Here is a 14772-nt window from a genome sequence, read left to right as displayed (position 1 = left end):
AGGAGAGTTCGGAGAACTTTCCTATGTAAAAAAACGCGGGAACCCCTGCACCAAGCGGGAGTCCTCGCGTATCAGTTCTGCCCTGGCAGGTATCTGATTTATTTCGGCTGCTTGCCAATGTATGCCAGAATACCTCCGTCCACATAGAGGATATGGCCATTTACAAAGTTGGAAGCGTCGGATGCCAGGAACACCGCGGGTCCTGTCAGATCTTCCGGTTCTCCCCAGCGGGCAGCGGGAGTCTTGGAAATAATAAATTCATTGAAAGGCACGCCGGGCTGACGCAGCGGAGCGGTCTGAGGCGTAGCGATATATCCGGGCCCAATGCCGTTGCACTGGATGTTGAATTCGCCGTACTCGGAAGCAATGTTCTTGGTCAGCATCTTTAAGCCGCCTTTTGCAGCCGCATATGCGGAAACAGTTTCACGGCCCAGTTCGGACATCATGGAGCAGATGTTTATGATCTTGCCATGGCCCTTTTTGATCATGCTGGGAATAACAGCCTTGGATACGATAAAAGGTGCGTTCAGATCCACGTCGATTACCTGTCTGAATTCAGCAGCGGTCATATCGCACATCGGGATGCGCTTGATGATGCCGGCGTTGTTAACCAGGATATCGATTACGCCCACTTCCTTCTCCACTGTTGCTACAAATGCATTCACCGCTTCCTCATCGGTTACGTCGCATACATATCCGTGAGCGTCAATGCCCTCTTCCTTGTATGCAGCAAGCCCCTTGTTCACCAGCTCCTGCTTGATATCATTAAATACAATCGTTGCTCCGGCATTTGCCATGCCTTTCGCGATCGCAAAGCCGATGCCATAGGATGCGCCGGTTACCAGTGCAACCTTACCTTCAAGAGAAAAATTGCTTGTTAAATAATCGTTTGCCATAATCCTTACTCCTTTCGATCTCATCACCAGACGGTTGACGAATTGCGCGCTTTTCACGCACTTTTCCTTTATTATGTTTCCTGCGGACCGTTCGAAAAAGGGCCGCGCCTATTTGTATGCAACTTTTTAAAGTTGTATACAAGTTGCGATTTATGTATACATAATAGCACACCGTCCCTGATAATGCAACCTCTTTTTCAACGAAGTTTTTTGCGCATGGTGCAGGAGCTTTCTTCATAGCCGTTTCTGCTATACAGGCGCCGCGCACCGCTGTTATTTGACAGCACATTCAGCTCCAGATAGTCCAGATTATTTGCCCGGGCCCATGCTTGTACCGCATCCAGAAGCAGAGTTCCCGCTCCCCGGCCGCGGTACTTAGGCATCACCGCCAGATCCATCAGATACGCGTAATCATGTTTCACCAGACAGTCAAGAGGCGGTACTCTCTGCCGCTGCACCATCGCAAATCCGACCACGGCCTGCCCTTCTCTTGCCACAAAAACCTCCGAATCCCCGCTCTCCATCCTTCTTAACAGAAAGTCTCTGTCCGGCTGCCCCGGCGCGCAGTACTCCGGCTGCAGATTCGCCATCGCTTCATACAGCGTCCGATATACCTGACAGATTCCCCCGATCTCCTCTTTCCCCGCTGTTTTTATCTCCAACACCGCACCTCCTGATATTTATTTTAACGCGCGGTCAGGGCATGGCCTCTTCCAGGCGCTGCAGCGTTTCCATAAGCTTATCCACCTCGATAGGCTTGATCAGATAGCCGTCCATCCCCGCTTCATAGGCCTTTGCCCGGTCCTCTTCAAACGCGTTGGCCGACATAGCCACAATGGGCGTCCGGACAGCCGAATGCTTTTCCAGAGCGCGGATCTGCCTGGCGGCCTCAAGCCCGTCCATGACCGGCATGCGTATATCCATCAGAACAGCCAGATATTCACCCGCGGCCGCTTCCCGGCATTTGTCCACGGCAATCCGTCCGTTTTGCGCTTCTTCCACCACGACCCCCTGCATCTCGAGAAGAGCCCTGGCAATTTCACGGTTCATCTCATTGTCCTCTACCAGGAGTACCTTTCTCCCCTGGATATGATAGGTTCTGTTCTCGGCGCTGTGCCTGTTCAGTTTCAGACCGCACAGCGTGCTGCAGACCGAGGATGCGAACAACGGCTTCGCGATAAAATAATCGGCGCCTGCCTCTATGGCCTCCTTTTCGATATCGCTCCAGTCATAGGCCGAAATGATGATGATCATTGTATCTTTGCCGGCCAGCCTGCGGATCTGTCTGGTCGTTTCCACGCCGTCCATGTCCGGCATTTTCCAATCGATCAGGGCCAGATCAAAGGGACGCAATTCATTTATGGCTTTGCCCACCTCATCCACCGCTTTACGGCCGGAGTCCACCCATGTGGAAAACGCTCCGATGCCATCCAATATGTGCGCTGCCTGCTCGCCGACGATGCTGTCATCGTCCACCACCAGCACCCGGTTTCCTTTGAGCAGCTGCTTCTGTCCGCGGTGTTCTGCCGCAGAAACCGCCTCATCCACCAGTCTGAAAGGGATCGACAGCACAAACAGCGTTCCTTTTCCCCGCTCGCTGTCAACCGATATCGTGCCGCCCATCAGCCTCGTAAGATTATGAACGATGGACAGACCCAGGCCGCTGCCGGTCTGATTGCGCGCAACATCCAGGCTTTCCTGTTCAAAGGGCTTGTAGATCCGCTCCATAAACTCTCCGGATATCCCGATCCCCGTATCCTTTACCGTAAACTGCAGATAAGCGTACTGGTTCTCCCGTCTCTCTTCCATCACCTTTAGGGTGACCCTGCCTCCCTCCGGTGTAAATTTCAGGGCGTTGCCAAGCAGATTCATCAGTATCTGATTCAGGCGCAGGCTGTCGCCGCAGTAAAAGCGGTCCAGTGGTTCCGTGTGATATACTTCGAAACTTAACTTTCTTATATCAGCCTGGGGGTAGATAATCGAGGTCAGGCTGTTGATAAATTCCGTAAAGTCAAACTGTTCCTCCGTTAGCTCCATCTTGCCGCACTCAATTTTGGACATGTCCAGTATATCGTTGATCAGCGAAAGCAGGTAGCGGGAAGACGCATCGATCTTGCGGAAGCAGTCCAGCATGCGCTTGGGATCATCCGCCTTTAGCTGGCCTATGGTGCTCATGCCGATAATCGCATTCATCGGAGTACGGATATCATGGCTCATGCTGGACAGAAAATCCGACTTCGCCCGGTTGGCCGCTTCCGCTGCCGCCAGGGCATCGCGCAGCAGCTGTTCCTGACGTGATTTCTCTGCGTACTGCTCATCTAAAATGCGGTAAAGTATGATCGCCAGCTGATCGGTTCCATATGGATTTTCCACATGAACCACATGGGCGGAAACGCGGTGCCAGACGCCGTCATCCTCTGACTGCTCAACCTCCATATACAGCTCCTGATCGCTTGTAAGAAACCGTTTTTGTATCGCTTCTATAGAAAAAAAGCGGGCCAGCGACTCCTGATAGGTAGGCTTAATCGATCCTCGGACCTTTTCAACCATCCGGCTGTATGTGCCCCCGGACATATGCGCCGTTATAAAATTGGCAGGTGTTATGCTCGTAAAGCTGTCCTTGCTTAAATTCACGCTGATGATCATCGGGTACGCCGTATAAATTGCAGCCCTAAGTATACGGTTTTCCAGCAGCTGCTCCTGCTCCCGTTCCTTCTCCAGCAGCCTTTTCTCCGTGATATCGTTGAATACGGCCTGGATCACCTCATATCCGTCCGCATTGACCACCCGCTCCATATATACGCTCACATAACACAGAGAACCGTCCCTGCGGGTACCCTCCCTCTCATAGGAGATCGAACCGCCTTCCCCGGACAGCCTGTCCACGATTTCCGTGAAATGCTGCTTATCTTTCAAGAGCACCGAATCAAAAGGGGATACCATCCGGTCCCAGTACTCCTTCTCCTCATATCCGTATATCTCCCATGCCCTGCGGTTCGCATGAATGATCCGATGCTCCGGCCCTGTGGTAAACTGGATAATGCCGCACGGCACAGTGTTGTATAGCTGTGTCAGAAACGCCGCCTGCTGCGCCACCTCCCGGTTCGCCGCCAACAGCTCGCTCTCCTGCGTTTTTCTTGCCGTGATGTCAGTGATGAAGCAGGAAAGAATGCCGGCGCCGTTCTCATCCTTTATCATCTTGCCCACATCCATTACCCAGAGAATCTCTCCGTCACTGCGCATGATACGATATTCCGCCGAATAAGCGCCTCCGGCTGCAAGGCTTTCCTTCACGTTACGACACATGGTCTCATAATCTTCTTCTGACACAACGCTGCGAAACCACCCTCCGGACTGTTCCATATACCCGCGCATATCCTGATATCCTAACAGCCGGCACAGGCCTTCGCTGATCCATTTCACCGTAAAATTTTCGTCCGGACAGATCATCGCCATACCTCCGGGCAGCTGCGACAGCATCAGATCGATCTGCCGTTCCTGAAGATCCAGCTGTTCCTGCAGCCTTTTATATGCATTGGAAGCAGCTTCCACAGGAAACAGCTCATCCTTCCGCAGCGCTTTATAGGCTACAGAATTATGTATATGAACCGTTTTCAGCTGTCCCTGTATTCTTACAAAGATGAACGTAACACGCTGGCATTCTTTAAGGCTCATTCCTGTGCCTTCCTTTGCCTGTATCATGCTGCAGGCCTCGCACAGATAACAGTCCGTCCCCAACGGACGCACCACATACCATTCATCCCACATATCAAAGGGGATCATGTCATCTTTTCCTGCCAAAAACTGTGCCTTCACTGCATCGCGCCCCTCAGCATGCTGTGCCTCTCCCGCCCCAAGCCAGACAATATCCTGTGCAAAGCTGTCAAACAGCGGTTCCATACAGTTGTCACAGAAATAGCTGCGAAGGATATCCTCCGCAAAACGTATTACTTCCTCTTTCTCTTTTATCGTCAAAATATTTTACCTCCACCCAGAAAGCCCAGCAGATCGTCCATATGAAATACCTTGTCCCGTATAAGCGCGCGCTCCAGATACGCCAGATTGCGGTCTGAGTGCTCGACTTCTCTGGAACAGCGGGCCCGTATGTTCCAGTATGATCCTGGCAGCCTCTGCACAGGAAAGGGACAGGGACAGTTCCACGACCCCCTCATATTCCTCTCTGTGACGGGGATAATCCCGGCAGGTGCCACAGAGCATGGAAGGCCCCGCTTCCGTATAGATATCGCAGAGCCCCTGCTCGTTGAGCATTACGCAGCTGCCCTGATACTGACAGAAACATCCGTTCTCCCAGTCCACCGAATTTTTCAGCCGATTTGCGAATGGGCCCTCCAGATTGCTGTATTTTTTCAGCGTTTCCGCATCTATGCTGATCTGCCAGCCTTTGCAGCAGCTGTCCGGACAGTTTTTGTCCAGGCATCGAAATTCTCCGTAATACTCCGGCATTATATACTTCATCGCAGTTTTTTCCCCGTCCATGATCTTTGTCTTAGTACAAACTATCAGTTCTTAGGTAACCGTGAATAATAACTATCAGCTAATATTATAGCAGATTTTTCACCGTATATATAGTTTTTCTTACAAACTTATAAAGACAGGAATGTTCACAGCCGTAAAAAAATATAATGAAAATAAATGATATCTGCGCATATATACGCGGGCAGGAGCAATATGAAGAAACGTATTCCTATCAAGAAATGCATCAAGGTCGCGCTGTTTCTGATGCTGGCCTTCTGTGTGGGGTATTCCGCCGCCATGGTGGTGGACCGCACACAGTCCAAGGCCGTACAGTCGAGCGCCGACGGCAACTGGGGGTTAAGCTTTCAGCAGGAGGGGCAGCCTCCGGTGGCTAACGCCGACGCCTCTTATCTGAAACAGTTTAACACCTACTATATCCGGGATACACAGGAAAAGGTGCTCTATCTGACCTTTGATGCCGGCTTTGAAAACGGAAACACACCGGCGATTCTGGACGCGCTGAAAAAGCACAACGCGCCGGCCACCTTTTTTATCGTGGGCAATTACATAGAAACCAGCCCGGATCTGGTAAAGAGGATGGTGGAGGAAGGGCATACGGTGGGAAACCACACGTACCATCATCCGGATATGTCCAAAATCTCCACAAAAGAGGCGTTTGAGAAGGAGCTCACCGATCTGGAGGCTCTGTATGAACAGACCGTGGGACAGCCGATGACCAAATTTTACAGGCCGCCTCAGGGCAAATACAGCGAGACAAATCTGCAGATGGCAAAGGACCTGGGATACAGCACGTTTTTCTGGAGCCTTGCCTATGTGGACTGGTATCAGGATAATCAGCCTACGAAGGAGCAGGCATTTGATAAGCTGCTGGGGAGAATCCATCCGGGAGCCATCGTGCTGCTGCACAGCACTTCTAAGACGAATGCGGATATACTGGATGAACTGCTGACCAAATGGGAGGAGATGGGGTACCAATTCCGGAGCCTGAACGAACTAACCGAGTAGATGGAAGGGAAAGGATCGGGAAGGGGCTGCGGTTCGGTTTCGGCCTGGGGGGGGCTGCTCCGGCGGGGGATCTGCCAAACGGTTTCGGCTCTAAGTCAGTCTAACGGGATTCAATTTCGCTAAATACAAGCCCAACATGAAGAACTCGCTGCCGCTCAAACAACCTTCATGTTGGGCTTAACGCGTAATTGAATTCCGTAAGACTGACTAAGAGCCTGCAAATGTTTGGCAGATCCCCCGCCGGAGCAGCCCCCCCCAGGCCGAAGCCGAACCGCAGCCCCTTCCCGATCCTTTCCCCTCTCTGCCATAGGTTTGATTGGAAAAAGAGTCCGATGTGTGTTTCGCTGGAATTGTTACATCGTTTGATTATGTTTTTCCTACCGCTGTTTTGTACTACTGTTTTCTACCGCTGGTTTCTACTGCTGCGATCAGGCGGAAGGCCTGTTCGGCGGCGGAGGCGAGGTTGTTATGGGCGGTGGCGGGGTCCATGGCTTCTTCCAGGGTGGTGACGGTGCGGAGAATGGGAAAATACGCGTCTATGCCGGCCTGGTTGCAGGCGGCTGCGCCGTCGGTCACGCTGCCTGCAAAGGCGATGACCGGTTTGTGATGGCGGCGGGCGAGGGAGGCTACGCCGATGGGGGCTTTGCCCATGGCGGTCTGAGCATCCAGACGGCCTTCTCCTGTGATTACATAATCGGCGGTGCGGATGGCCTCTTCTATGTGTGTCTCTTCCAGGACGATTTTTACGCCGGATTCTAAAACGGCATCGGTGAAGGTTAGAAAGGCGAAGCCTAATCCGCCCGCTGCGCCGGTTCCCGGCTTATTACGGTCGGCTCTGGGGCTGATTTGCGAGGCCAGTCCGGCATAGTGCATCAGCCAGCGGTCCATGTCACGGATCATCCGGGCGTCGGCACCTTTCTGCGGGCCGAATATGGCGCTGCAGCCTTCTGGGCCGCACAGCGGATTGGTGACATCGCACGCGATGCGAAAGCTGCACTCTTTTAACTCGGGCAGCATGTTGGCTGTTCTGATCTCTGCGAGGTCTTTGAGGCCCTCCGCTCCGGGCGGGATCGGATTTCCGGCTTTATCCAGAAGCTCAAAACCCAGCGCCTGCAGCATGCCGGCTCCGCCGTCATTGGTGGCGCTGCCTCCAATACCGATGATGAAGCGCCTGCAGCCTCTCTTGATGGCATCTTTTATCGCTTCTCCCAGACCGTAGGTCGTGGTCTTTAAGGGATTGCGCTGATGCGCGGGGACGAGGGTGAGCCCGGCTGCTCCGGCCATTTCCAGCACGGCCGTCCTGTGATCCGGCAGTATGCCGTAGGGACAGGCCACGGGATCTCCCAGCGGGCCGGTGACTTTTGCGGTGTGCAGGCTGCCGTTCATCCCCTGTACCAGCGCTTCCACCGTTCCTTCTCCTCCGTCAGCCAGCGGATGTACCGATACTTCGGCATCTTTTACGGCTTTTAAGATCCCTTCCGCCGCTGCTTTCCCCGCTTCCAGCGACGTCAGGCTCCCTTTCATAGAATCGATTGCGATCACTGCTTTCATCTTTTATTTCCCCCTTGCTGTTTTCTTTACTGTTTTTTATAAATGGGAACCTATGGCCTATTGAGTAAAACGCACGCTTAGGATCGCACTGTTTTGTGCTAGCTGTGCTGAGACTATTGTAGCAGATACGTTCTGGAACGAATATGTCTTATGTAACATATTTTCTGTATTGATTTTAAGATATATTGTTATTTGGAATATGTGTTATAATATAAATCATGTAAGATCGGATTTTTTCAGAGGGAGGGATCTTGATGTTTGCGGATATACACAAGAACCTGGCGATGCAGATCGTGGAGGCGGTGCGGGAGGTCTGCGGGCTGCATATCAATTTTATCAATGCGTCAGGCATTATATTTGCCAGCACGGACAGTGCGAGGATCGGCGGCTTTCATGAGGTGGGATATCATGCTTTTCAGACGGGAAGCATGATTGAAGTGGCGGAGGATGATCCTGCGTCCGGAGTCTATAGGGGGGTGAATCTCCCGGTGTATCATGAGGGCCTGGTCATCGCTGTCATCGGCATCAGCGGGCCGCCGGAGGATGCGGTGAAATACGCCCATCTGGCAGAACGGATCACTCGCCTGCTGGTACGCGAACAGGAGCTAAACCATGACAGGCGCGTTTCTTCCGAGAAAAAAAGTGCACTGGTCAGCCTTCTTTCCACTGAAAGCCATGCAAATCCGGAGTTTCTGCGCAGCAGCCTTACGGAACTGCATATCCATCCCGACCGCGCGCTGCGCATGCTGCTGATCCGCTTTCGCACTGCCAGCGCACCCGGCTGTGAGGGAAGCCTGGAGCAGGGTGTCCTGCGGCTGTTTGATTCTGCAGGAATCGAACTGTATGCTTACCGCTATCCGAATGAATATGCCGCCGTGGCAGAGGATGGGCTGATTCAGGATAAGATGCCGCTGTTTCAGAAGTTTGCCGAAGAATACGGCGGCAGGCTTTGCATCGCCATCGGCAGCGCCGAATCGCTCGCCCGCAGCTTCCGCTCCCTCAAAACCGCACAAACCGCCTTGAAAAGCGCATTGGCCGGCACATCCGCCCTGGCCGTATATGATGAGCTGACGCTGGAGCTGCTGCTTGGCAATGTGGCGCCGGACATTCAGGCGGAATATCAGAGAAAGGTCCTCCGGGGCCTGTCCCCGGAAGACCTTTCTCTGCTGCGGGTCTACTATGAAGAGGATATGTCGCTGACGGCCACCGGCAGGCGTCTGTTTATGCATAAAAATACCCTTCAATATAAACTGGACCGCATTTACCGCCTCTGCGGCCTGAATCCCCGGCGATTTCAGGACGCGCTGCTTATCTGTCTCGGGTTAAAGCTTTCCTGAAAAAGGATCCGCTCGCCGAATTTTCCGCCTGCAGTGGGTACCTTTAGCGGCATACGGCGCCGGCCCATCACAGCAGCCCTTGCACGGTCTCACAGAAGCCCTTATATGCGTCCGGATCGATCAGCGCGTCCATCTCCCCGGGCGAAGCATCCGCTGTCACAGTCCGACCGGAAAGATGAGCGGCATGTCTTAGGATGCAGTCGTATAATGCGCCAAGCCCCAGCTGTTCAAACGCCAGCAGGCTGGCGGGCAGGAGGTAAAAGATAGAAACCGTCTCTCCTTTTTCATCTGTCTTCACAGTCAGATGGAGCTCTTTGAGAAAACAGGTGCGGTCCGTCCGGCTGTCCGGGTCTCCTATGGCCAGCGAGAGTTCCCGGGCCATTTTTTTCAGATAGTACTGATAGAAATCGTCCTCATCCAGATCATAGAACATGCGCAGAAGCAGGGATTCCCAGTTCTTATTGCGCATGTTCAACTGATACATGTCCGCATGGCCGAACCCGATTTCACCGGGGGACCAGAACCGGCTCTCATATATGCTTTTACCAAACAGTTCCTGATAGAGAGATTCCTTTTCATCGCTCTCCCATCCGGAATATATTTTTGCCAGGCAAAACAGGCACAGCGGTACGCTGACCGGACAGTACCACCCCTCTCTGTATGTAAGGGCACCGTGTGAGCAAAGCCAGTCAAAAAGCTCCCTTCCGCCGTCCAGACGGTCAAAAAAACCGGTCACTTCCGTTTCCCTAAGATAAGGGGCGCCGTGATCCATAAAGAGCTGTGCCAGCAATGCCATGCTCTCCAGAGCGGTTGAAATCTGATCGGTTCCCCCGATCCGCGACAGCAGCAGCATATAGAAGATTCCCAGGTCTTCTATCAGAATCTGAAATTCTTCCAGAGTATCCAAGGAAAGCGAAAGCGTCTCTTCTTCGGCCAGCACCTCATAGATGTACCACGGCTTTTCATCCTCCAGTATCTCAAGCAGGCGCTCCTTCAATTCCATCCTTAAACCGCTGTTACGGATCCGGTCCGCCGCCCGCTGCCCGCCGTCTTCACACGCCTTCATGACGAGGTAGCTTTCAATCTTCTGCAGCGTCTCCAGATAGTCTGGATCCTTCAAATATTTACCGGCTTCAGATTCGCACATGCGGTGTACGTGAAACGCACTCCGGACAGGCGTTTCCGGCGTCAGAGGAATGTCCTGATATCCGGCCAGCTCCCGTACCTTCTCCTGCAGCTCCTGAGTATATTTAAGGCCGTGTTCCTCCAAAATCTGCGGGATCTCATCCAGCAGAATCCAGGACATGGTGTCGTATCTGTCGTCGCTGTTAAAATACCGGAGTGTCCAGAGAATCCTCTCTTCAATATTGCCAGACACAAGATCCTCCATGGGGCGTGACAGGACAATGCCCTTTTCTTTTATGGCATCCGCCAGCACTTTTGCCTGTCTAAATAGCAGAACATTATCAAGGTATATCTGATAGTTCTCCGCCGCATCCTTAAGGTCGAGAGAAAGCCCGCATTCCATAGCTCTAAGCGCCGTCTTTGGAAAGCGTTCCAGATCAAAGAAATCACATTCCCCACCGGCGGCCAGCCTGTGGCAGAATGCATCCAGCTTCTGCTGCAGAAATACCCCGAGCCGTTCTTCCCGCATGCGGTCATACAGCTCCAGAGTCCGGTCTAAATAAAACAGTTCATGCTCAAATTCCGGGTGGTTCTCATCATAATAATTTTCTCCGTTATATACGTGAATCAATGAGAGGCATCCGTAGGCCTCCATGCATTTATCCGCCAGAGCATGTTTCAGGCCCCCATCCAGTTTCTCAAGACTGCACTGTGAGAAAAAATCGATCTGATTAAAAGAAAAGCAGGCTTTTAATAGTATCGGTATGTATTCAGACGGACGTTCCCAGAGTACGCCAAAAAGCAGATCCTCGATCGCAGGATTGCGAAATACCATCACCTCCCAATCGGCATCTACCGGCAGGAACACCGATGCCACGGACTGTTTCGCCTCCGTCAGGCATTCGTAAAAGCTCTTTGTTACCCGCAGGGCCTGTTCGCTGCGGGCATAAATCTCATATGCCCTTTTCAGATCGTCCACATATGCTTCCCCGGAAAAGGAGAGCAGAAATAAAAGCAGCACCACGGTGTCTGTGCTAAGCTCCTTCGCCACCGACTTCCAGAATTCATACGGATATTCCATATAAACCGCGTATTCCTCCGCGTACTCCTCCGGACTCATCTCGCGCCAGTCCGCACTTTCCAGCATCATCGCGGCGATCCTCGGGTTAAATCCGCAGACATCTATGATTTCCTCCGCTCTCTCATAGATGCAGTGCATATAATCCCATGGCAGGTCCGATGCTTTCAGGTGGCTGAACATGATGGACAGCTTTTCTGCCGGCGTATAAGAATCCATCCCACAGGAAAGGCAAAAAGCGCTCAGATATGAGCCAAAGGCAGCATCCTGCGCCGTCTCCTTCTGCAGGATATAGTCCCTGGATGTAAGAATCAGCCTTTGGGATCTGCTGCTGCGGACAGCCTCCATGACCGCCTTTAATTTCTCCCGGTTACCGTTTCCCTCATATCGGGTGCTTCCCCAGAAATCGTCCAGCAGAAACACGGACGCATCCCGGTTTCCGTAAGAAGCAAAAACACTGTCCAGCGATGCGGTGCTGACAATCCGGCTCCGATCCCCACCGGCCTGCCGCAAAGCCAGCCTGCAGGCCAAAGCGGTCTTTCCGATGCCGGGATCGCCGCAGAGTATCAGCACATGCTGCTGATACTCTGCGGCGGCTTTCCTGTACAAAGCCGTTTCCACAAAGGTCTTCTCATATTCCTTAAGACGCTCTGCAAGCCAGGAATCCTCCGGCTCTAAAGGCAGTCTCTTTCGGTCCAGCAGGCACTGTTTATGAAACCGCTTAAGTATCTCCGTAAATTCATCGCTGCTTTCCGGCACCGGATCAAAGACAACCGACGCGGATTTGCTGCCGGAATCTTTCATCTCATACAGAATGGTCCTAAGGGCAGCGGGAGTCAGCAGATTATAATAGATGTCCGTCCGATACTCTTCGTCCACATATACGAGAAAATATCCGACGCCTCCGTCCTTAAAATAATGCTTCAGACGGATCTCCTCCACCCTGCAGGAAGGCCTGCAGCCCGCACGATTCGCGCTCATTCCCTTAATTTGAACAGGAATACGGAAATCAAAGGTCCGATTGCTCTGTGCAAAGGATTTGTACACTAAGATCTCTCCGTCCCACAAAAGGCTCTTATCGTTTCTTAGGAACTGCGGATCCGCGCAGCCGGACCGTCGCAGATAGTGCTCCAACGCGCTGACCGCCTCTTCCTCCACTTTTTTGGTAACCGCCATATGACTTCACTCCTATGCCTTGACCGCCCACCGAAGTTTGGCCGAACGGGCGCGGCTGTTTCTCGCGCACTCTTCTGCCGACGGCCGGATCACCTCATCCGCAATCTCACCGTATATACCCGCCTGTTTCAACCGCTTAAATGCCTTCTTGACAATTCGGTCTTCCCCTGAATGGAAGGTCAGTATGGCCGCCCGGCCGCCCGGAGCCAGAGCGTCCGGGAGCTTCTCCATAAACTGATCGAGCACTTCGTACTCCTGATTGATATCGATACGCAGCGCCTGAAAGGTCCGCTGGCAGGATTTCTTCACCGCCTCCTTCCGGTCTCTGGCCGGCAGAAAGCTAAGCGCGTTTTCGATCACCTGCCGAAGCCGGGTCGTGGTGGAGATTTCATTACCTTTTTTGATCTCGGAAGTCACCGCCCGGGCGATCTCTGCGGCATAGGGCTCATCCGCGTTCTCAGTCAGCATGCCCTGCAGCTCCTCCCGCGTGATATCCCGAAGGCGCTCTGCCGCGGATATGCCTTTCTCCGGATTCAGGCGCAGATCCAGAGGTCCTTCCGTCTTATAGGAAAAACCCCTGTCCGGATTATCGATCTGCATGGAAGATACTCCGAGATCTGCCAGCACAAAGTCAAACGGACCCGCCTGCGCGGCCACCTTGTCCACATATGCGAAATTCATCTGCAGAACTGTCAGCATGTCCGGGCCATATCCCAGATCCTCCAGGCGCTTTTTTGTCTTTGCCATTTCCAGCGAATCCACATCCAGCGCATAGATATGCCCCTGATGATCCAGGCATTCCAGCATCTTAAGCGTGTGCCCGCCATATCCAAGGGTAGCGTCCAGACCTTTTTCTCCCGGCTTTATCCGCAGTATTTCCAGTATTTCATTCACACAGATGGAAATATGCATTCCGACGGGAGTGCTGCCCTTTTGAATGACTTTTTCCACCGTTTCCGGGTACTTTTCCGGCTGCAGTTCTTTATACTTTTCTTTATAAGAGCGGGGGTGCGTGCCTTTATAGCGTGGGCGGCGCCTGTGCTCCTGATTATGATTTTCCATTTACGGCCTCCATATCATATGCGTTCTTCGGGATTTTCGACTGCGTCCCGCAGGACTGTTTACTGTCAATTATAGTATAAATGGAGGCGGCCCGCAATCACTATCTCTTCATCAGCATGAAACGTTACTGTTCACAGTTACCGAAAAATTCCCGCGTATGAGAGGGCAGGGTGTGAACAGTAACCATGAAACGAAAGCATCCCGCTCGCGGGATTCTCCGCTTGCGGCGGTTCGCTTTAGCGGCATTTTTCCTATTGAAGAACAAAAAAGCAGAGCCGCCCGAAGACATGTCTTCGCAGGCAGCGCCGCTTTTTTATTCAATCGGAATATTCGACCTATTGAGACAGCTGCAATATCACGCGTTCAGGATCCCGTCCACACTCTTCCCGCCGTTTTTCTCCATCCAGTCTTTTAAAAAGTCAGAAACGGCCCGGTCGATCATGGAGTTACTGACCATCGCATCGAGCACCGCGGCCGGCAGCGTCACAGAACAAGCTCCTGCAACCACTGCTTCCATCACCTGTCCGCAGTTCTTAAAGCTGGCCGCGAGCACCTTACATGTGATTCCGTGCGCCCTGTACATCGACACGATATCCGTTACCACCTGTCTGCTGTCGATGGAGAGATTCTGCATGCGGTTATAATAAACCGCCGCATAATCCGCTCCGGCAAGCCCTGCGAGAAGGGCCTGCTCCCTGGTATAGATCGCGGTGGCCGTCACGCCGAACCCGCCTTTTTTCAGCTCACGTATGGCCTTTAACCCCTCCCGGTTCACCGGCACCTTAATGTAGGTATTTCTGCCGAATGCCCGGACCGCCGCCTCCGCCTCCGACACTATGCCTTCTGCCGTGTCTGCGGTGGCCTGCACGTGGAGGGGCAGGTCTCCTGCGGCCTGCTTCACCAGCTCCATCTGCTCGCGGAATCCTCTTTCTTCCTTTGCCAGTATCGAAGGATTCGTTGTGATTCCGGTCAGCGGATAGTATTCCCTGCATCTTTTGATTTCATTTATATTGGCTGTATCCAGCAATAATTCCATAGTACCGCC

Annotated in this window: 10 protein-coding genes; 2 read left to right on the top strand and 8 right to left on the bottom strand. The window is 52.8% G+C overall.

The window, feature by feature from the left end; genetic code table 11:
- Positions 1-98: 98 nt before the first annotated feature.
- The 4 genes from DWZ56_RS16740 to fliB all read right to left on the bottom strand — a co-directional run bounded on the left by DWZ56_RS16740 (position 99) and on the right by fliB (position 5372).
- Complete coding sequence (locus DWZ56_RS16740) at positions 99-896, bottom strand: gluconate 5-dehydrogenase (RefSeq protein WP_118557750.1); 798 nt, start codon at positions 894-896, stop codon at positions 99-101.
- 197 nt (positions 897-1093) lie between these two features.
- The gene (locus tag DWZ56_RS16735; protein WP_118557749.1) at positions 1094-1558 is read right to left on the bottom strand and encodes a GNAT family N-acetyltransferase; all 465 of its coding nucleotides are present in this window, start codon (positions 1556-1558) and stop codon (positions 1094-1096) included.
- 34 nt (positions 1559-1592) lie between these two features.
- Positions 1593-4871: a response regulator gene (locus DWZ56_RS16730; protein WP_243095332.1), complete on the bottom strand. Its 3279-nt coding sequence runs from the start codon at positions 4869-4871 to the stop codon at positions 1593-1595.
- Positions 4872-4877: 6 nt separating this feature from the next.
- Positions 4878-5372, bottom strand: a complete 495-nt coding sequence (fliB, locus tag DWZ56_RS16725; protein ID WP_118557748.1) for a flagellin lysine-N-methylase — start codon at positions 5370-5372, stop codon at positions 4878-4880.
- A gap of 213 nt (positions 5373-5585) precedes the next feature.
- Between fliB and pdaA the strand changes: the two genes are divergently transcribed.
- Entirely contained in the window at positions 5586-6398 is an 813-nt protein-coding gene (gene pdaA / locus DWZ56_RS16720; protein WP_118557747.1) for a delta-lactam-biosynthetic de-N-acetylase, read from the top strand.
- 393 nt (positions 6399-6791) lie between these two features.
- Here the strand turns inward: pdaA and DWZ56_RS16715 are convergent, their stop codons facing one another.
- A complete protein-coding gene (locus tag DWZ56_RS16715) occupies positions 6792-7949 on the bottom strand; it encodes a glycerate kinase family protein (RefSeq protein WP_118557746.1) in 1158 nt (385 codons plus the stop codon).
- Between the two features lie 254 nt (positions 7950-8203).
- Here DWZ56_RS16715 and DWZ56_RS16710 point away from each other — a divergent pair, with 254 nt between their 5' ends.
- On the top strand, positions 8204-9286 hold the full coding sequence (locus DWZ56_RS16710; protein ID WP_118557745.1) for a CdaR family transcriptional regulator: 1083 nt from the start codon (positions 8204-8206) through the stop codon (positions 9284-9286).
- Positions 9287-9353: 67 nt separating this feature from the next.
- Here the strand turns inward: DWZ56_RS16710 and DWZ56_RS16705 are convergent, their stop codons facing one another.
- The 3 genes from DWZ56_RS16705 to DWZ56_RS16695 form a co-directional block, all read right to left on the bottom strand.
- Positions 9354-12665 carry an ATP-binding protein gene (locus tag DWZ56_RS16705; RefSeq protein ID WP_118557744.1) on the bottom strand — a complete coding sequence of 1104 codons (3312 nt, stop codon included), beginning with the start codon at positions 12663-12665 and terminating at the stop codon, positions 9354-9356.
- 12 nt (positions 12666-12677) lie between these two features.
- Positions 12678-13727: a 16S rRNA (cytosine(1402)-N(4))-methyltransferase RsmH gene (gene rsmH, locus DWZ56_RS16700; protein WP_118557743.1), complete on the bottom strand. Its 1050-nt coding sequence runs from the start codon at positions 13725-13727 to the stop codon at positions 12678-12680.
- A 355-nt stretch (positions 13728-14082) separates the two neighbouring features.
- Complete coding sequence (locus tag DWZ56_RS16695; protein WP_118557742.1) at positions 14083-14763, bottom strand: fructose-6-phosphate aldolase; 681 nt, start codon at positions 14761-14763, stop codon at positions 14083-14085.
- Positions 14764-14772: the final 9 nt, after the last annotated feature.

This window comes from Lachnotalea sp. AF33-28 (genome assembly GCF_003477885.1).
Taxonomy (GTDB): Bacteria; Bacillota; Clostridia; order Lachnospirales; family Lachnospiraceae; genus AF33-28.
This window is presented reverse-complemented; position numbering and strand designations above follow the sequence as displayed.